The 19,907-nt window shown below is 64.1% G+C and carries 19 protein-coding genes and 1 pseudogene; 9 read left to right on the top strand and 11 right to left on the bottom strand.

Annotated features, from left to right (window positions below; translation table 11 throughout):
- The first annotated feature begins 405 nt into the window (after positions 1-405).
- Positions 406-2,157: an ABC transporter permease gene (locus tag OKW44_RS23065; RefSeq protein WP_018419784.1), complete on the top strand. Its 1,752-nt coding sequence runs from the start codon at positions 406-408 to the stop codon at positions 2,155-2,157.
- A 19-nt stretch (positions 2,158-2,176) separates the two neighbouring features.
- Complete coding sequence (locus OKW44_RS23060) at positions 2,177-3,523, top strand: ABC transporter ATP-binding protein (RefSeq protein ID WP_026225663.1); 1,347 nt, start codon at positions 2,177-2,179, stop codon at positions 3,521-3,523.
- 67 nt (positions 3,524-3,590) lie between these two features.
- Here OKW44_RS23060 and OKW44_RS23055 read toward each other — a convergent pair whose 3' ends face one another.
- The 3 genes from OKW44_RS23055 to OKW44_RS23045 all read right to left on the bottom strand — a co-directional run bounded on the left by OKW44_RS23055 (position 3,591) and on the right by OKW44_RS23045 (position 6,104).
- Positions 3,591-4,127: a hypothetical protein gene (locus OKW44_RS23055; RefSeq protein ID WP_018419786.1), complete on the bottom strand. Its 537-nt coding sequence runs from the start codon at positions 4,125-4,127 to the stop codon at positions 3,591-3,593.
- Positions 4,124-4,702: a hypothetical protein gene (locus OKW44_RS23050; protein WP_018419787.1), complete on the bottom strand. Its 579-nt coding sequence runs from the start codon at positions 4,700-4,702 to the stop codon at positions 4,124-4,126. The genes OKW44_RS23055 and OKW44_RS23050 overlap by 4 nt, the downstream gene beginning before the upstream one ends.
- Before the next feature lie 343 nt (positions 4,703-5,045).
- A complete protein-coding gene (locus tag OKW44_RS23045) occupies positions 5,046-6,104 on the bottom strand; it encodes a sigma-54 interaction domain-containing protein (protein ID WP_018419788.1) in 1,059 nt (352 codons plus the stop codon).
- Positions 6,105-6,502: 398 nt separating this feature from the next.
- On the opposite strand from OKW44_RS23045, the gene OKW44_RS23040 reads away from it, so the two are divergent.
- Together OKW44_RS23040 and OKW44_RS23035 are read left to right on the top strand one after the other, a co-directional pair.
- Positions 6,503-6,823: an ElaB/YgaM/YqjD family protein gene (locus OKW44_RS23040; RefSeq protein WP_018419789.1), complete on the top strand. Its 321-nt coding sequence runs from the start codon at positions 6,503-6,505 to the stop codon at positions 6,821-6,823.
- A gap of 58 nt (positions 6,824-6,881) precedes the next feature.
- Positions 6,882-7,133, top strand: coding sequence for a hypothetical protein (locus OKW44_RS23035; protein WP_018419790.1), 252 nt, complete (start codon positions 6,882-6,884; stop codon positions 7,131-7,133).
- On the opposite strand, the gene OKW44_RS23030 is transcribed toward OKW44_RS23035, so the two are convergent.
- On the bottom strand, positions 7,093-7,407 hold the full coding sequence (locus OKW44_RS23030) for a hypothetical protein (protein ID WP_162633930.1): 315 nt from the start codon (positions 7,405-7,407) through the stop codon (positions 7,093-7,095). The two genes, OKW44_RS23035 and OKW44_RS23030, sit on opposite strands and share 41 nt — an antisense overlap.
- On the opposite strand from OKW44_RS23030, the gene OKW44_RS23025 reads away from it, so the two are divergent.
- The 4 genes from OKW44_RS23025 (at position 7,401) to otsA (ending at position 11,233) form a co-directional block, all read left to right on the top strand.
- Entirely contained in the window at positions 7,401-8,801 is a 1,401-nt protein-coding gene (locus OKW44_RS23025) for a sigma-54-dependent transcriptional regulator (protein ID WP_018419791.1), read from the top strand. The two genes, OKW44_RS23030 and OKW44_RS23025, sit on opposite strands and share 7 nt — an antisense overlap.
- A 129-nt stretch (positions 8,802-8,930) precedes the next feature.
- Positions 8,931-9,179, top strand: a complete 249-nt coding sequence (locus tag OKW44_RS23020) for a hypothetical protein (protein ID WP_026225664.1) — start codon at positions 8,931-8,933, stop codon at positions 9,177-9,179.
- A 181-nt stretch (positions 9,180-9,360) separates the two neighbouring features.
- Positions 9,361-9,573, top strand: a complete 213-nt coding sequence (locus OKW44_RS23015) for a hypothetical protein (protein ID WP_026225665.1) — start codon at positions 9,361-9,363, stop codon at positions 9,571-9,573.
- A gap of 232 nt (positions 9,574-9,805) precedes the next feature.
- On the top strand, positions 9,806-11,233 hold the full coding sequence (otsA, locus tag OKW44_RS23010; RefSeq protein ID WP_018419794.1) for an alpha,alpha-trehalose-phosphate synthase (UDP-forming): 1,428 nt from the start codon (positions 9,806-9,808) through the stop codon (positions 11,231-11,233).
- Positions 11,234-11,379: 146 nt separating this feature from the next.
- Here the strand turns inward: otsA and OKW44_RS23005 are convergent, their stop codons facing one another.
- From OKW44_RS23005 to OKW44_RS22980, 6 genes and pseudogenes are all read right to left on the bottom strand, one after another.
- The gene (locus tag OKW44_RS23005; RefSeq protein ID WP_084754024.1) at positions 11,380-12,798 is read right to left on the bottom strand and encodes an MFS transporter; all 1,419 of its coding nucleotides are present in this window, start codon (positions 12,796-12,798) and stop codon (positions 11,380-11,382) included.
- Between the two features lie 117 nt (positions 12,799-12,915).
- Positions 12,916-13,419 (bottom strand): YbhB/YbcL family Raf kinase inhibitor-like protein, encoded by a 504-nt coding sequence (locus tag OKW44_RS23000; protein WP_018419796.1) that lies wholly within the window; start codon positions 13,417-13,419, stop codon positions 12,916-12,918.
- A gap of 241 nt (positions 13,420-13,660) precedes the next feature.
- Positions 13,661-14,107, bottom strand: coding sequence for a very short patch repair endonuclease (locus OKW44_RS22995; protein ID WP_018419797.1), 447 nt, complete (start codon positions 14,105-14,107; stop codon positions 13,661-13,663).
- 30 nt (positions 14,108-14,137) lie between these two features.
- Positions 14,138-14,392, bottom strand: a pseudogene (locus OKW44_RS22990) (DNA cytosine methyltransferase); the annotation flags it as partial.
- Between the two features lie 596 nt (positions 14,393-14,988).
- The gene (locus tag OKW44_RS22985; RefSeq protein ID WP_018419800.1) at positions 14,989-15,984 is read right to left on the bottom strand and encodes a PDR/VanB family oxidoreductase; all 996 of its coding nucleotides are present in this window, start codon (positions 15,982-15,984) and stop codon (positions 14,989-14,991) included.
- Positions 15,985-16,065: 81 nt separating this feature from the next.
- Complete coding sequence (locus tag OKW44_RS22980; protein ID WP_018419801.1) at positions 16,066-17,607, bottom strand: Rieske 2Fe-2S domain-containing protein; 1,542 nt, start codon at positions 17,605-17,607, stop codon at positions 16,066-16,068.
- Between the two features lie 227 nt (positions 17,608-17,834).
- Between OKW44_RS22980 and OKW44_RS22975 the strand changes: the two genes are divergently transcribed.
- Positions 17,835-18,521 carry a GntR family transcriptional regulator gene (locus tag OKW44_RS22975; RefSeq protein ID WP_018419802.1) on the top strand — a complete coding sequence of 229 codons (687 nt, stop codon included), beginning with the start codon at positions 17,835-17,837 and terminating at the stop codon, positions 18,519-18,521.
- A 48-nt stretch (positions 18,522-18,569) separates the two neighbouring features.
- Here OKW44_RS22975 and OKW44_RS22970 read toward each other — a convergent pair whose 3' ends face one another.
- Complete coding sequence (locus OKW44_RS22970; protein ID WP_018419803.1) at positions 18,570-19,883, bottom strand: MFS transporter; 1,314 nt, start codon at positions 19,881-19,883, stop codon at positions 18,570-18,572.
- Between the last annotated feature and the right edge of the window lie 24 nt (positions 19,884-19,907).

The raw sequence follows: 19,907 nt of genomic DNA, 5'->3' as shown, positions 1-19,907 counted from the left end.
CTGAAGTACGCGGCAGCAGGGTACGGTGCGGCGCGGCGACGCGTGCCGGGGCTTGCTGAAGCCTTACGCCACGGCCTCGCGGCGCCGCCTCGCAATTTGCGGCCAAAAGGTTGTGCCTGAAACATAGGATGGTGTAGTGTCGTGCCGTCCAAAACGAGGAAAGCCCGCCAGCCCTCGGGCGGCGCCTGCGGCGACAGGAGTTCGGCGTGATGGTTGTGGTCGTGGGCGACGCGTTCACGAACCTGTCCATTGCCGGCCCATGTGTCTCCAACGCTAACGATTTACCACGCACGCGCGTTTTGCCATGCCTGATTTCCGCTTTCCGGACCGACCCATAGACCGCCGCGGAGCAGCCGCGGCCTCCTTCGAGCGTTCGAATGCCTGTTTGAAGAGGGAGGGCATCTGATGGATTTCAGCTTCGACCTGAAGCGCACCGCCAATGCATCGGCATGGCGCGTGTTGCCCAACCGCTGGGACTTCGTCGCGTTCCCGCTGATCATCTGCCTGATCGCGATGGCGTCGATCGGCTTTCACGAGACGCTCGCGCCGATGTCGACGCTCAACACGCAGGCGATCTCGCTCGATCCGGCCAACCTGCCCGAGTACGCGATGCGCACCACGCTGCGCATGCTCGCGGCAATGGTCGCGTCGCTGATCTTCACGCTGGTCTACGGGACGCTGGCCGCCAAGAGCCGCCGCGCCGGTCTCGTGCTGGTGCCGATTCTCGACATCCTGCAGTCGGTGCCGGTGCTCGGCTACATCTCGTTCACGGTCACGTTCTTCCTCGCGATGTTCCCGGGCCGCGTGCTCGGCGCCGAACTCGCCGCGATCTTCGCGATCTTCACGAGCCAGGCGTGGAACATGACGTTCAGCTTCTATCAGTCGCTGCGCACGGTGCCGCGCGATCTCGACGAAGTCTCGCGCGGCTTTCATCTGACTTCATGGCAGCGCTTCTGGAAACTCGAAGTGCCATTCTCGATGCCCGGCCTGATCTGGAACATGATGATGTCGATGTCGGGCGGCTGGTTCTTCGTCGTGGCTTCCGAGGCGATTACGGTCGGCAATAACACGATTAAGCTGCCGGGCATCGGCGCCTACCTGGCGCAGGCGATCAGCGACAAGAACCTGCACGCGATCGGCTGGGTCATCCTCGCGATGACGGTCGTGATTCTCGCCTACGACCAGTTGCTGTTCCGTCCGCTCGTCGCGTGGGCGGACAAGTTCCGCATGGAGTTCACGAGTTCGGGCGATGCGCCGGAATCGTGGCTGCTCGACCTGATCCGCCGCACGCGGCTGATTCACCGGTTGCTCGTGCCGCTGGGCTGGATGTTCGCGCGCGCGGCCCGGGTGCGCTTCCAACTGCCGGCGTTCAGCGCGCCGCGCTTTCACATCCCGCAGCGCGAGAAGAACTCGAAGCTCGGCGACATCGTCTGGGCGGCGATCGTGCTGCTCGCCACGGTGTATGTGGTGTACCGCGTGTTCCTGTATGTGCGTACCGGCGTGACGCTCGACGAGATCGGCCACGTGTTCGTGCTGGGCCTGATCACGCTCCTGCGCGTGGTCGTGCTGATCGCGATCGCTTCCGTGATCTGGGTGCCCGTCGGCGTGCTGATTGGCCTGCGTCCGGCGCTCGCGGAAAAGGTGCAGCCACTCGCGCAGTTCCTCGCGGCGTTCCCGGCGAACCTGCTGTTCCCGGTGTTCGTGATCGCGATCGTGCGCTTTCACCTGAATCCAGACATCTGGCTGTCGCCGCTGATCGTGCTCGGCACGCAGTGGTATATCCTGTTCAACGTGATTGCCGGTGCAAGCTCGTATCCGAACGACTACCGCGAGGCGGCCAAGAATTTCCACATTCGCGGCTGGCAGTGGTGGCGTCAGGCGATGCTGCCGGGTATTTTTCCGTACTACGTGACCGGCGCGATCACCGCGTCGGGCGGCGCGTGGAACGCGAGCATCGTTGCCGAGTTCGTGCAGTGGGGCGATACCAAGGTCGCCGCGCATGGCCTCGGCGCCTATATCGCGCAGACTACCGCGGCGGGCGACTATCCGAAGATCATCGTGGGCATCGCCGTGATGTCCCTGTTCGTGACCCTCTTCAACCGTCTGCTGTGGCGTCCGATGTACGCCTACGCCGAAGGCAAGCTCCGTCTAGATTGAGAAACGAAGGCTTAACGCGATGCAAAATCCTAAAGCTGCTATGACCGCCGCGCCGATCCAGACGCCGCCGAAGCCTCCGCGCCTCGGCGAGGAAATCCTGCGCGTGAAGGACGTGTGCCGCGGCTTCAACAAGACGCAGGGCGAACTGCTCGTCCTCGACGACGCGAATCTGTCGCTGCGCGAGGGCGAGATAGTCGGTCTGCTTGGCCGTTCGGGCTCGGGCAAGTCGACGCTGTTGCGCATCATCGCCGGTCTGATCGAGCCGACCGACGGCGAAGTCACGTACATGGGCAAGCCGCTCGCAGGCCCGGCGAAGGGTGTCGCGATGGTGTTCCAGACCTTCGCGCTGTTTCCGTGGCTGACCGTGCTGCAGAACGTGGAAGCGGGTCTCGAGGCGCAAGGCGTCGGCGCGTCGGAGCGGCGCACGCGCGCGCTCGCCGCGATCGACCTGATCGGCCTCGACGGTTTCGAAAACGCGTATCCGCGCGAGCTGTCGGGCGGCATGCGCCAGCGCGTCGGCTTTGCGCGCGCGCTCGTCGTCGATCCGACGCTGCTGCTGATGGACGAGCCGTTCTCCGCGCTCGACGTGCTGACCGCCGAAACGCTGCGTACCGACCTGCTCGATCTCTGGACTCAGGGGCGCATGCCGATCAAGGCGGTGCTGATCGTGACGCACAACATCGAGGAAGCGGTGTTCATGTGCGACCGCATTCTGGTGCTGTCGTCGAACCCGGGCCGCGTGATCGCCGAGATCAAGGTGCCGTTCAAGCATCCGCGCAACCGTCTGGACCCGGCATTCCGCCGCCTCGTCGACGAGATCTACGCGAAGATGACCGCGCGTCAGACCGACGAAAAGACCAAGAAGGGGCTGGAGCTCGGTAGCTGGCTGCCGCACGTGTCGACCAACCTGATGGCCGGTCTGATCGAAACGCTCGCCGCCGCGCCGTATCACGGCCGCGCGGACATGCCGGAAATCGCGCGCTCGCTGCATCTGGAGGTCGACGATCTGTTCCCGATCGCCGAAGTGCTGCAGCACCTCGGTTTCGCCGACGTGCGCGAGGGCGACATTTTCCTGACGCCGCCGGCGCGCGTGTTCTCCGAGTTCGGCACGCAGGAACGGAAGATGATGTTCGCCGAGCATCTGCTGCGGCACGTGCCGCTCGCGGCGCGGATCAAGAAGGTGTTGAATGAGCGGCCGGGACATCGCGCGCCGCGGGTGCGTTTCGAGCAGGAGCTCGAGGACTTCCTGTCGGACAGCGCGGCAGAAGAGACGCTCGACGCGGTCATCAACTGGGGCCGTTACGGCGAGATCTTTTCGTATAACGACCAGACTGAAATCTTCAGTCTGGAAGACGTGGAGTCTTAAGCCAAAGTTGCCGCGGAAACGACTGCGGTTCAGACAAAAAAGCGGCGAGGAAAACCTCGCCGCTTTTTTATTGCAGATTGCCCCAGCGTGCAACCGCCGGCTCGGCCGTTGCCCACTTCCAACCCTTGTCCTGCTGGCACGCGCTCGCGGTGAACCACCTCTCGGGCGCATTCGGGCCGTCGCCGTCCTGCACCGAGAACACGAAATCCTTGCACAGCGCGAGCGCCGAGCTGAACGCGCGGGTCACGCGCACCTCGCCGTGGCCGTTTTCGATCGGCAAGGTGTGCTTGACCGACCACGGTTTCGTTTCGCCGACCGGCATCGTGCCGACCAGCGCCGCCATCAGATCCTGCTGATCCTTGTGCATGCTGCGCATGTAGCGCGCGACCGCTTCGTCGGTCGCGGCCTGCACGGCCACGCCGACGCCGAGCGCGACGGCCGGATTGCTGGTCACGAGGCCTGACGCGATACCCGCCGCCGCGCCACTCGCCGCGCCGATCGACGCGCAGCCGCTCGCCAGCAGGCTCGCGCCGACGCATAGTGCGCCGGCCGCGATGAGCCGCATCCGATCACCCATCGGACCGCCAAGCGAACGAAATTTCATTGCAGCGCACCCCAGCGCTCGGTGGCGGGTTCGGCCGATGCCCAACGCCAGTCCTTACCATCACGGCACACCGATGCGATGTAGAACGCGCTGCTCGCGGGCTTGTCGCGCGTTGCGTTCTGATCGACGGAAAAGACGATTTCCTTGCAGTCGAGCGGGCCGGTGCTGATCAGACGGCTGACGGTCACGCGGCCGTGTTCGTCGTCTTCGATTGGGAAAGAGTGGGTGATGCTCCACGGGGCGACCGCGCCGACCTCGAGCGGACCGGCCGCCTGCGCGATGCTGTTCTGCGAATTCGTGTGGACCACGCGCTCCGAGTACTGCACACCGGCGCGCGCGGCGGCGACCGCGCCAAGACCGATACCGGTCGCGACCGCCGCATTGCTGGTGACCGTGTTGGCGACCGCGGCGCCCGCGACACCGGCGCCCGCGACCGCGCCTTCCGTGTACAACGAACTACAGCCGCTCAATGCCGACGACACCGCCAGCGCCAGCGCGATCAGCGCTGTTACGTGCGGGCGTTTGCCAGCGACGAGGGACTTCGCGTTGACAGCCCACACCATGTTCTTTTGCATTTCTCCCATCCCTGCCCGTACAGGTGCCTGCGTTCACGCTTCGCGCGTGTAAACGAAGGACACGTCGTTTATTACGCTGCCGCATTGTGCAGGATGCGTTTTGTAATTGGCAGGGAAAAAATGCAAGAAATTGCAAAACATCGTGCGCTGCGATGTTTTCTGTTGCATGGATGGGCGGGCTTACCTGGCTCTGCCAGGTATCTCGGACATCAGGTGAATTTGCCGTCGGCGTGAGACGTTGAGCAGGTGAATCCGGCGCCGCGAAACGCGCGGCGAAGGGTTCATGACGAACGGCACAACAGCTGGCCGTCGCCATCGGCGGACGGCTCGCGTTGCACCGTGCCTATGAGTCGGCTTCGTCTTCCCCGCTTTCGTCGCCGTATGCGCTCAGCCGGTTGTACAGCGTTTTGAGGCTCACGCCGAGCGCTTTGGCAGCGCGCCGCTTGTCGCCGCCGCAGTACTTGAGGGTGCCGAGAATGATCTGCTTCTGCGCGTCGGCGAGCGGCGTGCCGATCCACACGCTCATCGCGTCGCCTTGCGTGACCGCTTTCTTGACTCGCGACGCAAGATGCGGATGCGGCAATTCAACCGTTTTTTCCGCGAGAATGAACGCGCGATACACGGCGTTCTTCAACTCGCGCACGTTGCCCGGCCACGACCATGAACGCAGCGTTTCGATCGAGCGTTTGCTGAAGCTCTTGTTGGTGCCTTCCTGCTGATTCAATTGCGCGAGGAAGTGTTGCGCGAGCAGTTCGCGATCGTTTTCGCGCTCGCGCAGCGGCGGCGCGCGCAGCGGAAACACCGCTAGCCGGTACATCAGATCCTCGCGCAAGCCGTTTTCCTTGACGGCCACCGCGGGGTCGCGATTGGTCGCGGCGATCACGCGCACGTTGCCGCTGATCAACTCGTTGCCGCCGACGCGATAGAACGTGCCGGTTTCGAGCGCGCGCAGCAACTTGACCTGGCGCACCGGCGCCATTTCGGTGATTTCGTCCAGAAACAGCGTGCCGCCGTTCGCATGTTCGAAGTAGCCGACGCGGCCCTGGACCGCGCCGGTGAAGCTGCCTTTTTCGTGGCCAAACAGTTCGGCTTCGATCAGCTCATCGGGAATCGCGCCGCAGTTCACGGCGACGAACGCGCCGTCCTTGCGGCCACTGCGCTCGTGGATGGTGCGGGCGATCAGCTCCTTGCCGGTGCCCGATTCGCCGATGATCAGCGCGGTCGCGTCGGTATTGGCGACGCGTTCGATCTGCTCGTACAGATCGAGCATTACCGGCGACGAGCCGTACAGCAGCCCGTACGATTTCAGTCCCGCGACGGCGTCCGCGACGCGCTGCTTCGCCTGTGGCGAAGCATTGCCGCCGGCGGACACGGTGGGCGAGTCCAGATCGATTGACGCCATAAAAAGGGAAGTCCTGTGCAAATGGAGTTCGTGTTGCGGCGCGCAGGCCTTGAATGCGATAGACCGTACAGCCACTATCTCATAAAAGACGATTTAACCACTTCGACACTGATTCCGGCAATCGAACTGGCAGCCGCTGAAATAGCCGTGGGCGCAATCGGTCGAAAGTGCGCGAGATTGGCTTTATCAGTGCGCTGGAGCGGTAAATATACCGGGCACATGCATTGCCTCATTGACCGTTTGATCGAGTCGTGCGAGCTTTGACGGCTACGTCGCAGCGCCGCCGGCCAGCGCAAACCGGCAACCTGCATCGTGCGCCCGAAGCCCGAACTGTTGCACCGGTCGACGCACCGATTCCGCGGCAACTCACGAACGCCGAATCAGACGAGGAGTGAACGATGACTGACACCACCACGCAACAACTTGCACTCGGCGGACAGAAGATCGTCGAGGACCTTCGGGTGCTGCTGAGGGACTCCGAGGAAATGCTGCGGCTCGCCGCCAATGTGCCGGGCGAAGGTGTCGATGCCTTGCGCGACCGGCTCGGCACGCACGTGGAAACGCTGCAATCGGCGCTCGGCGATGCACAACGCAACGTGCATCGCCGGTATCGCGAGGCGGCGGTCAGCACCGAGCACTATGTGCGCCATAACCCGTGGCACTCGCTCGCGCTCGCGGCGGGCACCGGTTTTCTGCTCGGCGTGCTGGTCGCGCGTTAGACGCGGCGCACGCTTGGCACGGCTGCATTCATCCGCATCACGATCCAAGGAGTTCATGATGACACGACCCACAATTGGTTTTTTTGGCGCATTGATGGCAATCGGCGGCTTCCTGGCGGTTCGCTACGTGCAACACAAACGCACGGGCCAGGTCTCACCGGCGCGCGAGCTGAGCCGCTGGGAAAACGAGGGCGGCGCGGTGGCGGCGCCGGCGACCTTGTCGACCGAGTTGGCGCCCGCCTCGCACAGCGCCAACGGCTCGGGGCAGGTCAACGGCGAACCCCGCGCATGGCCGTTTCCGCGCGGCTGACGCGGTTCGCTCGAATCAAGCGGCCTGCGGCCGGCGCCTGGAACGGGATTGTTAAATGAACCTTATAAAGCCGTATAATAGATAAATTGACAACAATGACGCGGAAATCGGGGCGAACTTGCCCGTGATTGTTGCCATTTTTCATCGAATGGTCGGCTGAACGGAACGCAGTCGATTCCGCGTCATGCAGCCGACCCGACCCAGCGGCATGCCCATTGGCATGTTCCGCATATTTTCTGAACCACGCTTGCAGGCTTTCGAAACGCGATGCCACATGTACTCATTGTCGATGACGACGCAGGTACCCGCGAGGCACTTTCCGCCGTCATCGGGGAAGACGGGCTGACCACCGCCACCGCGGGCGATCTGCGCGAAGCGCGTATTCAACTGATCCGGCAGATGCCGGACGTCGTATTCACCGACCTGAAGCTGCCCGACGGCAGCGGGGTCGATCTGTTCGAAGATCTCGATCCGCGCTCCGGCGTCGAAGTGATCGTGATCACCGGCCATGCGACGGTCGAGTCGGCGGTCAGCGCTCTGAAAATGGGCGCGGCCGACTACCTCGTGAAGCCGATCAACATGCAGCGCGTGAAGTCGATCCTGTCGCGCCTGCCGCGCGCCGGCGACCTGAAGGCCGAAATCGGCACGCTGCGCGGCGAGTTGCGCCGCATGGGCCGCTTCGGTCTGATGCTCGGCAATTCGCCGGCTATGCAGGAGGTCTACGACCAGATCAGCCGCGTCGCGCCGACGGCGGCCTCGGTGATGCTCGTCGGCGAATCGGGCACCGGCAAGGAAGTTGCCGCGCAGACGCTGCACGAGCTGAGCCTGCGTCGCAAGCACGCGTTCCTCGCGGTCAACTGCGGCGCGATTTCGCCGAATCTGATCGAATCGGAAATGTTCGGCCACGAGCGCGGTTCGTTCACCGGCGCGGACCGGCAGCACAAGGGCTATTTCGAGCGCGCGAACGGCGGCACGCTGTTCCTCGACGAAATCACCGAGATGCCGATCGAGCTGCAGGTGAAGCTGCTGCGCGTGCTCGAGACCGGCATGTTCATGCGCGTAGGCACGACCAAGGAAATCGAAACCGACGTGCGTCTGATCGCGGCCACCAATCGCGATCCCGAGCAGGCGGTGCTCGAAGGCAAGCTGCGGCTCGATCTGTACCACCGGCTGAACGTGTTTCCAATCAGCCTGCCGCCGCTGCGCGATCGCGGCAAGGACGTCGAGCTGCTCGCGCAATCGTTCCTCGATGAGCTCAACGAGCGTCACGGCACGAAGAAGCATTTCCCTGTCGCGGTGAAGGAGATGCTGCTGTCGTATCCGTGGCCGGGCAATGTGCGCGAACTGAAGAACTACGTGCAGCGCGCGCACATCATGTCGAGCGGGGATTCGGATAGCACGGCGACGGTGCCGTTGCAAATCACGCTGTCGAAGCCCGCGGCCGGCACCGCGATCACGATCCCGTTCGGCACCTCGCTCGCGGAAGCCGACCGTCAGCTGATTCTTGCGACGCTCGAGCAATGCGGCGGCGTGAAGACGCGCGCCGCGGAAATTCTCGGCATCAGCCTGAAGACCCTGTACAACCGGCTCGTCGAGTACGGCAACGATGCGCGCGACGACGGCGAGCCCACCGACGAATCACGCGCACTCGGCGGCGCGGACGCCTGATCCGCGCTCGTTCGCACGTCATCCCCGTCCCCAGCATCCGCCCGCCCGGGCTTCCGGGCGGACACCCGAACGGCACAAGCCTTGCTGCGCTCCGGTGGAACGCAAAACGAGGTCACCGACATGCTGCACCTGCCGCATTACGCTGCCGTTTCCGCGCCGTCCAGGCCGTTGCACGCTCATCGGCCCGAACCGGTCGAGCCCCCCACTGCACCGCCCGTCGCGCCGCCGGACCCGGCCGAGCCCGACACGATCCCCGGCCCGACACCCGATCCGATCGAACCCGTCGAACCGGTCACGCCGCCGATCGGCGATCCGCCGCCGCAGCCAACGCAAACGCCTCAGGCCGCCGACCGTCTGTCGCGACCACGGCAATGTTGATACGACCTCGATGTCGGCGCTCTGTTGCGCACTCGATGCACCGGGCCATGCTCTGGAGCGGTGCAGCGCATTGCTGTATTTGTTACAAAGCCGGCGCATGTTTTACCGGCAATTTACGGTTTCGCCCCCTAGACTGTAGGGATGCCGCGACAATCGGCAGGCTTCCCCCGGAGGCACGATCATGAGACACCCCGCATTGCGACGTTCCGCGCGGCACTCCAAGCGCGGGCCACGGCCGGCCGAGGTCGAGACTGAGCCGGTGGTGTCGCCGGACCCGGCCGCGCAGAATCGGATCGCCCCGCACACGCCGCCGGACGGCGAGCACAACCAGGGCGGGGTGCGTCAGGAAGGGCTCGAATACCAGCGCGATCTGGGGTCGGAGCAGGATGCCTGAGGCAGCGTAGCACCCGGGCGGAGTGCCTGTGCGACCGAATGCCGGTAAGAAAGACCGTCGCATTCGTCGGATTTAACAGAAAAATTTTCTTCGCCATCCTTGATGATTGCGGGGATTCGTTCGTTTTGTCACATTTTTATACAACTTTATTTCCGATCTCCCATATATCGGCACGGTGCTTGCGTGCACCGTTTTGGCGCAATTCCGCATACAACGAAACAATGGAGCACTAATGAGCAGATTGATCGTGGTATCGAATCGTGTCGCACCGATTCAGGAAGCGCGTCCGGCAGCGGGCGGGCTCGCGATCGGCGTGCTGGACGCACTGAAGGAGACCGGCGGCGTCTGGTTCGGCTGGAGCGGCGAAACGGTCAGCGAGCCATCCGCGCCCGTGATCGAGAAGCAGGGCAACGTCACCTACGCGACCGTGGGCCTCACCAAGCGCGATTACGACGAGTACTACCGCGGTTTTTCGAACACCACGTTGTGGCCGACCTTCCACTATCGCAACGACCTGTCCCGCTACAACCGCGAAGACTACGCGGGCTACCAGCGCGTCAACGCGACGCTCGCGAAGCAGCTCAAGGAACTGCTCAAGCCCAGCGACATCATCTGGGTGCACGACTACCATCTGCTGCCGTTCGCGCGCTGCCTGCGCGAACTCGGCGTGAAGAACCCGATCGGCTTCTTCCTGCACATTCCGTTTCCGGTGCCCGAAGTGTTGCGCACGATCCCGCCTCACGAGGAGATCGTCAAGGCGATGTGCAGCTACGACGTGATCGGCTTTCAGACCGAGGCGGATCGCCAGTCGTTCGTCGACTATATCGAGCGCGGTCACCACGGCACGTCGAGCGAAGACGGCATGGTGCACGCGTACGACCGCTTCCTGAAGGTCGGCGCGTACCCGATCGGCATCTATCCCGATGCGATCGCGAAGGCCGCCGAGCAGTTCACCGACCGCAAGGCGGTGCGCAGCCTGCGCGACGGCATGCGCGGGCGCAAGCTGATCATGAGCGTCGACCGGCTCGATTATTCGAAGGGGCTGGTCGAGCGCTTCCAGGCGTTCGAGCGGCTGTTGCAGAACGCGCCCGGCTGGCACGGCCGCGTATCGCTCGTGCAGATCGCGCCGCCGACCCGCGCGGACGTGCAGACCTATCAGCGCATCCGGCAAACGCTCGAAGGCGAGGCGGGCCGCATCAACGGCCGATTTGCGCAGCTCGACTGGACGCCGATCCAGTATCTGAACCGCAAGTACGAGCGCAATCTGCTGATGGCGCTCTTTCGCCAGTCGCAGGTCGGCTATGTGACGCCGCTGCGCGACGGCATGAATCTGGTGGCCAAGGAGTACGTCGCGTCGCAGGATCCGGCCGATCCGGGCGTGCTCGTGCTGTCGCAATTCGCGGGCGCGGCCGAGCAGCTGCCGGGCGCGCTCGTCGTCAATCCGTTCGATCTGTCGCAGATGGCCGAAGCGCTCGAGCGCGCATTAGCGATGCCGCTCGCCGAACGTCAGGCGCGTCATGCGGACATGATGGAGCCGATGCGCGAGAGCAACCTGTCGGTGTGGCGCGACACGTTGCTCGATGATCTGCGCCACGTCGCGACCGCGTCTTCGGTGACGGCCAAAGCGGTAAAGCTCGCTGACGTGACGGCATCACCCTGAGCCGACACGCGCGGCCCGCGCGGGCCGCGCGTATGCCGCTCACGTCGTGCATGGAGTGACAGGGAAGATCAAAGCAAAAAGGCGTGCATCGCCTCGTGCGATGCGCGCCTTTTATCGTGCATGTCTTGCGCGTAATGGCCACACCCTCAGGCCGGCTGCGCCACCTTCTGCATGACCCGCATCGTGCTGACGACCGCCGCGACCGCCGAGAACCCCGCGGCCACATACAGCGCGATGATCGTCCCGCTCTGCGGCGCGACGCCGAAGATCAGCGCGACCAGCGCCGCGCCGAGCGTTTGCCCGGTCAGGCGCGCGGTGCCGAGCATGCCGCTCGCGCCGCCGCTGCGTTCGCGCGGCGCGGACGACAGCATCGTGCGATTGTTCGGCGACTGGAAGATGCCGAAGCCCGCGCCGCACAGCGCCATGCGCCACGAAATCTGCAGCGCGTCCGGGTGAGGCCCGAGCGTCGCGAGCAGCAGCAGGCCGACCGTCATCGCGGCGAGCCCGACGCCGCCGAGCCAGCCGGCCGATATCCTGTCCGACAGCACGCCGGCAATGGGCGCCGCGATGATGATGATCGCGGGCCACGGCGTCATCAAAAGACCCGTTTCGACCTGCGACATGCCGAGCGTTTCCTGCAGCAGGAACGGCAGCGACACGAACGCGAGCATCTGCGCGCAGAACGAGCAGACCGACGTGCCGACCGACAGCGCGAACACCGGAATACGCAGCAGGTCGATCGGCAGCAGCGGGGCGGGCCGCGTCAGCTGGCGACGCACGAAGAAGTAGCCGATTACCAGCGCTCCGAGCGCCTCGAGCGTCACGTAGCCGAAATGCTCGCCGTGGCCGAGGCCATCGACCGCGAAAATCAGCAGGCCGAACACGAACGCGTTCATCACCGCGCTCAGATAGTCATACGGGGATTCGTGGCCGGGGTTCATCGGCAGCGCCTTGAAGCCGCCGACGATCGCCGCGATCCCGATCGGCACGTTGATCGCGAACAGCCACGGCCAGCTCGCGACCGCGAGCACGCCCGAGGCGACCGTCGGCCCGACCGCCGACGACACCGCCACCACCATCGCGTTGATCGAGACGCCCCGCCCGAGCTGGGTGGGCGGATAGATCATGCGCACGATCGCGGTGTTCACGCTCATGATGCCGGCCGCGCCGAAGCCCTGGATCACTCGCGCGAGCGCGAGCGTCGCCAGCGAGTTCGACAGCGCGCAACCGAACGACGCGACCGTGAACAGGATCAGGCCCGACAGATAAATGCGCCGGTAGCCGATGCGGTCGCCGAGCGACGCCAGCGGCAGCAGGGAGATCGTGATCGCGAGCTGATACGCGTTGACGACCCAGATCGACGCGGCGGCGCTCGCATTGAGGTTGCGCGCGATCGTCGGCAGCGCGACGTTGGCGATCGCGCTGTCGAGCACCGCGAGCGTCAGCGAGAGCGCGATGACGAGCATCGCCCAGTAGCGTTGTGGAACCGGTAGGCCCAGTTCCTTGCCTTCGAAGCGGGAAGTGGACGGCGTCGAGCCGTCCGTGCGCGGGGAGGGTGCGTGCATCGATTGTTTGATTTGTCGGAGATGTTGGCGCGCCTGTGCGCGGCTCACGCGCTGGCCGCTGCAGGCGTATCGGTCGGCGCGCCGCCGGCGTTACCGGGCGCCGGCGCCGCGCGTGCGTTATTTGAGTTCGTAAAGGCCCGTGTGGGTCGTCGAATCGATTTCGTTCAGGTGCGTCATGAAGCGCGCGACCGCGTTGGTGGTTTCCGCGCTGACCGGCAGATGCGGCACTTTCAGCGCATGCAGCCGGAAGATATAGCGATGCGTGCGATCGCCGCGCGGCGGCGCGGCGCCGCCGAAGCCGACGGTCCCATAGTCGTTGCGCACCTGCATCGCGCCCTGCGGCAGCAGCGAGCCGTCGGCCTTGCCGGCGTTGCGCGGCAGCGAGCGCGCGTCGGCCGGAATGTTCACGACGACCCAATGCCAGAAGCCGCTGCCGGTCGGCGCGTCGGGATCGTGAACGGTGAGCGCGAAGCTTTGCGTGTCCGCGGGCGGCGCTTCCCATTGCAGCGACGGCGAGATGTTTTCGCCGTCGCCGCCAAACGCCTTGTCGTTGTACTCGTGGGCTCTCGGCATGAACCCGTTGGTGGGAAAATCGTCGGACCAGAGACGGAAGTCAGCCATGATGTGCCTCCCTTGTTGATTGGTTCTGGGATCGTCAGAGTGCGCGATGTCGCGGCGGGCGAGGCGCAACTCGTGGCATGCCGAAGCGCGTGAGGACGTGCCGCGAAATCGCCGGGAAGCACCCGGAAAACGCTGCCGAAGCGTGCCTCGAAGGCATCTCGAAAGCGCGCCGGGTGAGCCTTTCGAGTGTAGCACCAGCGGCCGCGAGACTCGCGCGAGCAGGGCAGGTCGCGCGCGGTTTTCAGCCGCGTTCCTCCAACTCCGGCGCGTCGCTTCCGATCCACGCTACGAGCCGCTCGATCACGCCCGCGATATCGCAATTCGCGCCCCGCAAAGCGCATTCCCACACCACCGCGACGCGCCAGCCGCTCGCGAGCAGCGCGGCGCGCACCTTGTCGTCGTTGCTGCGATTGCGGCCGATCTTGTCGCGCCAGAAGTCGGGCCGCGTCTGCGGCCATTTGAACAGATGACAGTCGTGGCCATGCCAGAAGCAGCCATGCACGAGCACCACCGCGCGATAGCGCGGCAGCACGATGTCGGGGCGGCCGGGCAGATCGCGCGCGTCGAGCCGAAAGCGCAGGCCCCGCCGATGCAGCAGGCTGCGGATCAGGATCTCCGGCTTGGTATTGCGGCCGCGAATGCCGGACATCATCCGGCTGCGCGTCGCGCTATCGACGATATCGACCATCGTCAGCGGGCCGTCGGGTCGCGCGGCCGCTCACGCGTAGAGCGGCGGGGAGTGTTTTGACGCATCGCGGGTGGGGTGGGCAAGCAGGGTTTGCACATGCGGCAGCATGATACGCGCCACTTCGCGCATCACCGGCATCACGACGCTATTGCCGAACTGCCGGTAGGCCTGCGTATCGCTGACCGGAATCCTGAAGGCGTCGGGAAAGCCCATCAGTCGCGCGCATTCGCGCGGCGTCAGGCGACGCGGGCGCAGCGCCTCGCCCTGATCGAAGAGAATTTCGGAGCTACGCATAAGTAAACCTTCACTTGCCAGCACCTTCGCATACGCTGTGAGCCGCTGACGGACGGCTTCTGATAAGGCAATCAAGAGGCGGAGCCGGCCCCCACGCGCTACGCGCCAGTCATAAAGACGGGCTCGGCCAGGCGCTGGACCGACCATTAATTGTAGCGACTTGCATTTGAAAACGACCGTGCTTGCAATTGACGCCGCTTCCTGCTCGAAATGACTGCAACTGACGCGACGCGCGTGCTCGGATTAACTGCAACTGTGCTTGCATTCAGCCACGCAGAATGTTTGATGTTTCGGCAGCAGAGACCATTCGGTTAGCAAGTGCCCATAGCTTGAGGACTGTGCTAAATGTCCGGACCGAATCCACCCAACGAGGAAATCAGCGGATGGGTGTGACCTGGAACTGGCTCGCCTTTGTCAAAGCTGGTGGGCGAGATTAGCTTCGATCCCTTCCGTCGGCGGTGTCCGGCCATCATCAGCCTTTCGTCCGTGCGTGAGAAGAGACATACGGAGGTCGGCCTCATATCCGACAACGGCCCCTTGCGCACGAGAGGCTACAGCTCCATCGCGAGTCTAATCGAACATCTCGGCTAAAGATCGAGCACCAGTACCTTGCTTCTCGCGCGCGATACGCAGGCCGTCAGGAATTCGGCCTTCTCGTCGTCGTTGAGAATGCAGTCGTTGTGCTCAACTTCCCCGGACAGATACCGCACCTTGCATGTCCCGCACAGCCCCGCATGACACGATGTTTCGATTGCGACGCCCGCTTGTTCGAGTGCGTCCGCGATGCTCTGATCGTTCGCGACTTCGATCATCTGTCCCGTGCTCGCGATCTTCACGCTGAACGTGTCCGCCACATCGTTCGCCGCGCTCGCGGGTTCGCTTCGTTCCGGCGCCTTGAAGTGCTCGAAGTGGACGGTGCCGGCGGGCCAGTGCGCGCTCGCATCCGCGCATGCCTGCATGAAACCAGCTGGACCGCAGTAATACACGTGCACGCCGTGCGACGGCTCGCTCAGCAGGCGGCGGATGTCGAGCCCCACCTTCGGATCACCGCCGTCGAAGTGAAAGTGCACGCGGCCGTTCACGCGCATCGGCTCGAGTTCCCCGGAAAGCGCGGCACAGTCCGCATCTTTCGCGCAGTAGTGCATTTCGTATTCGATGCCGGCGTCTTCCAGCCAATGCGCCATCGACGTGAGCGGCGTCACACCGATGCCGCCCGCGATGAGGATCACCCTGCGCGCATCGTCGACGAGCTGAAATTGGTTGCGCGGACGGCTCACGCGCACGATGTCCTGCACATGCACGCGCTCGTGCAGCGCTCTCGATCCGCCACGGCCGCGCTCGTCGCGCAGCACGGCGATCACATAGCGATGGCGTTCGTTGGGTGCGTTGCACAGCGAATACTGGCGCACGAGGCCGTCGCCGAGATGGATGTCGATATGAGCGCCGGCAGTGAAGGCCGGCAACTCGGCGCCGGACGGATCGACCAGTTCGTAAGAGTTGATGCCTATGCCTTCGAAACGAACCTGCCGCACGAGCAACTGGAGCGTGCTGCCGCCGGAGTTCGATGTCTGTTCGCTTGCCATTTTCCTGATCCCTCATATGTGCTGCCGAATCCCGATTCGCCGCACGAGGCGCGCAACGCGCCCCTTGCTTGTCGTGGCGCCTCAGTTCTTCATCGATTGTTCGAGTTGCTCGAACTTCTCGCGCACGAACACTGCGCGTTCATGCGCCTTTAGCCGCTCGCTCTCGGTGAGGATCGAGACGATCGTCTTCGTGACCTTGCGGCGCCGCGCGACTTCTTCTTCGACCGTCTCGCCTTCGGGAATCTCGAACACGTTGCCCGAGCAATAGCTGTTGGGTGCGCCCGCGTTCGCACGGAACCACTCGGCGAAGCTCTGCGCCGATGCCGCCGGATTCGTGCCGCGCAACGCATCGCGTAGCAACTTGCGAAAGAGGAAGAGGCCGGCGTCGAACTTCGTCGGGTTCTCGAGCGCGTGCACGGCGATCGGTCGCTGGCTGATGATCGCTTCGTAGTCGCCGGGCGCGTATTGCGCGGCCTTGTAGTTCTCGCGCTCGCGATGATTCGGCGGAATGGGCGGCAGATCTTCGAGCTTGTATTCGCCGAAGCGCTCGGCGCGCCGCATCGCGACCTGTCCTTCGAGAAAGTCGATCGACTCATAGCCGACGAGTTCCTTCTTGCCGACGCCGCGCGTATCGATGCCCGGGCCCATCACGCGCCAGCCGATCATCTTGCTGTTCTCGTCGTCGACGGGAACGGTCCAGCGGATGATGTGAAAGCGGCTGAACAGCTTCTTCTTCGATCCGTCTTCCGACGTGTACGCATGCAGGCTCAGATTCGGCAGCACCTGATGTTGCACGCGCACGAAGAGCCGGTCCTTATCGACTCGACGCGCGCCCGCGCAGGCGAGGCTGCGGCCCTGCTGCACCGGCACGAAGTGCATGTCGGGCGCGACTTCCATCGATGCCGCGCCGACCTCGTCGAATGTCGTGCCCTGGTACTGCCCATTCACGACATTCTTGCCGGCATGCAGCGCGGTGGGGTGATAGTTGTCGGCGGCGTTGTCCTGCACCTGCAGCCAATTGCAATGCTGGAAGTTGCTGTACGGCACAAGCTCGTCGCCCGGCAACACCGTGAAGTCGCCTTCCCATTCGGGAAAGGGCGGCTCGGCATCGGGCGGTCCCATGTACGCGAACACGAGGCCGTTGCGCTCGACCGCCTTGTACGCACCCTGCTGGATCGAGCACGCGTATTTCTCGGCTTCCTTCTCTTCGCCCTTCGGAAACGGCACATGCAGGCATGTGCCGTCCACGTCGAACACCATGCCGTGATAGCAGCACCGGATGCCGCGCTCCTGGATCGCGCCGTATTCGAGCGACGCGCCGCGGTGCACGCAATGCGCATGCAGCACGCCCACGCGCCCGCTGCCATCGCGAAACGCCACCAGTTCCTCGCCGAGGATCTTGAGATAACGCGGTGTGTCCGTCAGTTCGATCGACATGCACACGGGATGCCAGAACGCGCGCATGAACTCGCCCATCGGTGTACCGGGGCCGGCCTCGGTGAGCTCGGGATCGTGGCCCGGCACCTTGCTTGTGTAGTAACCGCCGTACGGAATCAGCTTCTTCGACACGACATTGCCGCCGCTCGTCTTCTGTCCTTCCAGCTTGTCTTCCTTGATCGTCATCGCAAATCCTATTTGAGGTGGTGGAGTGGTCAGTCGCCGGCACTTTGAACGCCGAACTCGATATTCAGAACACCGTACTCTGTATCCAAAGATTAGTCGCGCGCTACGGCGATGTCTCTATGGGTAAACGCGGAGATTCACCTTTTCGCTTTAGCGCCGGAGATTGACGCGTCCCGCGGTGCGGTTATACCCTTGCCGTATTCTGTATCCAAAAACGAGCTTTGATCATGGCGACGAAACTGCTCAAGCTTCAGGCGCGCACCGACTACGTGGACGAGGTCTACAAGGTGCTGCTCGATGCCATTAGCTCTGGGACGCTCGCGCCCGGGACGCGCATCACGCAGGAAGAAATCGCCGAGCAACTTGCGGTGTCGCGCTCGCCGGTGTTGCAGGCGCTGCGCTTGCTCAAGAAGGACGGACTGGTGCAGGACGCGCCCGGTCGGGGTTTGCTCGTGACTCCGCTCGACGCGGCCTGGATCAGCCATCTCTATGAAATCCGCGGCGCGCTCGACTCGCTCGCCGCGCGTCTTGCCGCCGGTCGCGGCGCGAAGCTGGACAAGGCATTGATCACGAACGGCCGCCGCGCATCGAAGGGCGACGACGTGAAGGCGATGATCGATGCCGACATGGCGTTCCACACCGCGATCTATGCCGCGTCGGGCAATCCGCTAATCGTGGAGACCGCGCAGATGCACTGGGTCCATCTGCGACGGGTGATGGGCGCGGTGCTGCAGTCGTCGGGGCAGCGCCAGGCGATCTGGGACGAGCACGCAGCCATCGCTGCGGCCATCGCCGATGGCGACCCGCAGCGCGCGACGGAACTGACCGATCTTCATACGACTCGGGCGCGGCAGAATCTCGTCGAGCGGCTCGGGCAGGTGCTGAGCAATCGGCAGGAAGAAAAAGTGAGCTGATGCGATGATCCCGCGAACGCGGGGTCTTTGCATGGAGCGGGACTTCGCTCAAGCCCGCTTGCGCCGGCCGTTCACGAGTGCGGCCGGCACGGTGAAGACGAGCGCGCTGCCGATGATCAGGCTCGCCGCCAGCCCCAGTACGCCGTTGCCGGTCGATCCCGTGCCTGTCTGGATCAGCCCGATCACGTAAGGGCTCACGACACCCGATACGCTGCCGACCGAATTCGCCAGCGCAAGCCCCGCCGCCGCGGCGGCGCCGCCCAGGATAGCGGGCGGCAACACCCAGAACTGCGAAATTGTCGTCATCACGCCCATCGTGCCGATCGTGAGGGCGATCATCGCGATTGGCGTCGAATGGGCGAACGCGACGCTCGTGCACAGTCCGGCCGCTCCGACCACCCCGGGCAACGCGAGATGCCAGCGCCGCTCGCCGCGGGCGTCCGAGCTCTGACCGACGAGCAGCATGGAGACGGCCGCCGCCGCGTAAGGGATCGCGGAAAGCAGGCCGATATTGAGCGGATCGGCCACGCCGCTCGCCTTGACGAGCGTGGGCAGCCAGAAGCTCACGCCGTACAGGCCCATCGTGAAAAAGAAGTAGATCGCACTCAGGAGCAGCACCTTCGGGTGCATCAGGCCGTCCTTCACCGAATGCAGCGCGTGAGCCGGCTCTTCGTCCTTCAGGCCGGCTTCGAGCATGGCTTTCTGCGAGTCTGTGAGCCACTTCGCATCGGCAAGCTTGTCGTCGAGATAGAAGAACGCGACCAGCCCGAGGATCGCGGTCGGAATGCCTTCTATCAGGAACAGCCATTGCCAGCCCGCCAGCCCGTGCGATGCATTCATATGATTCATGATCCAGCCCGACAGCGGCCCGCCGACGACTCCCGACATCGGAATGCCCGTCAAGAAGAGCGCGGTGACCTTGCTGCGGCGCGAGGCCGGGAACCAGTACGTGAGATAGAGCAGGATCGCGGGGATAAAGCCCGCTTCGGCGACGCCCAGCAGGAAGCGCATGATGTAGAAGCTCATCGGCGTTCTGACGAACATCATGCCCGCCGAGACGATGCCCCAGGTGATCATGATGCGGGCGATCCAGCGGCGCGCGCCGACGCGCAGCAGGATCAGGTTACTGGGCACTTCGAAGAGAAGATAGCCCACGAAGAAGACGCCGGCGCCCGCGCCATAGACCGCGTCGCTGAACTTGAGCGCTTGCAGCATCTGCAGCTTCGCGAAGCTCACGTTGATTCGATCGAGATACGCGCATAGATAGCACAGAAACAGAAACGGCAAGAGCCGCCATGTCACCTTCGCATAGGTGGACGACTCGCTGCCCTGGTAATACGCAACCGGACTGGGGGAACTCATTGTGGTGTCTCCTGGTGTTCAGGT

The sequence above is a fragment of the Paraburkholderia lebeckiae genome (assembly GCF_050436325.1).
GTDB classification, from domain to species: Bacteria; Pseudomonadota; Gammaproteobacteria; order Burkholderiales; family Burkholderiaceae; genus Paraburkholderia; species Paraburkholderia tuberum.
Note: the sequence above shows the minus strand (reverse complement) of the source record. Positions and strands in the feature narration are given on the sequence as shown.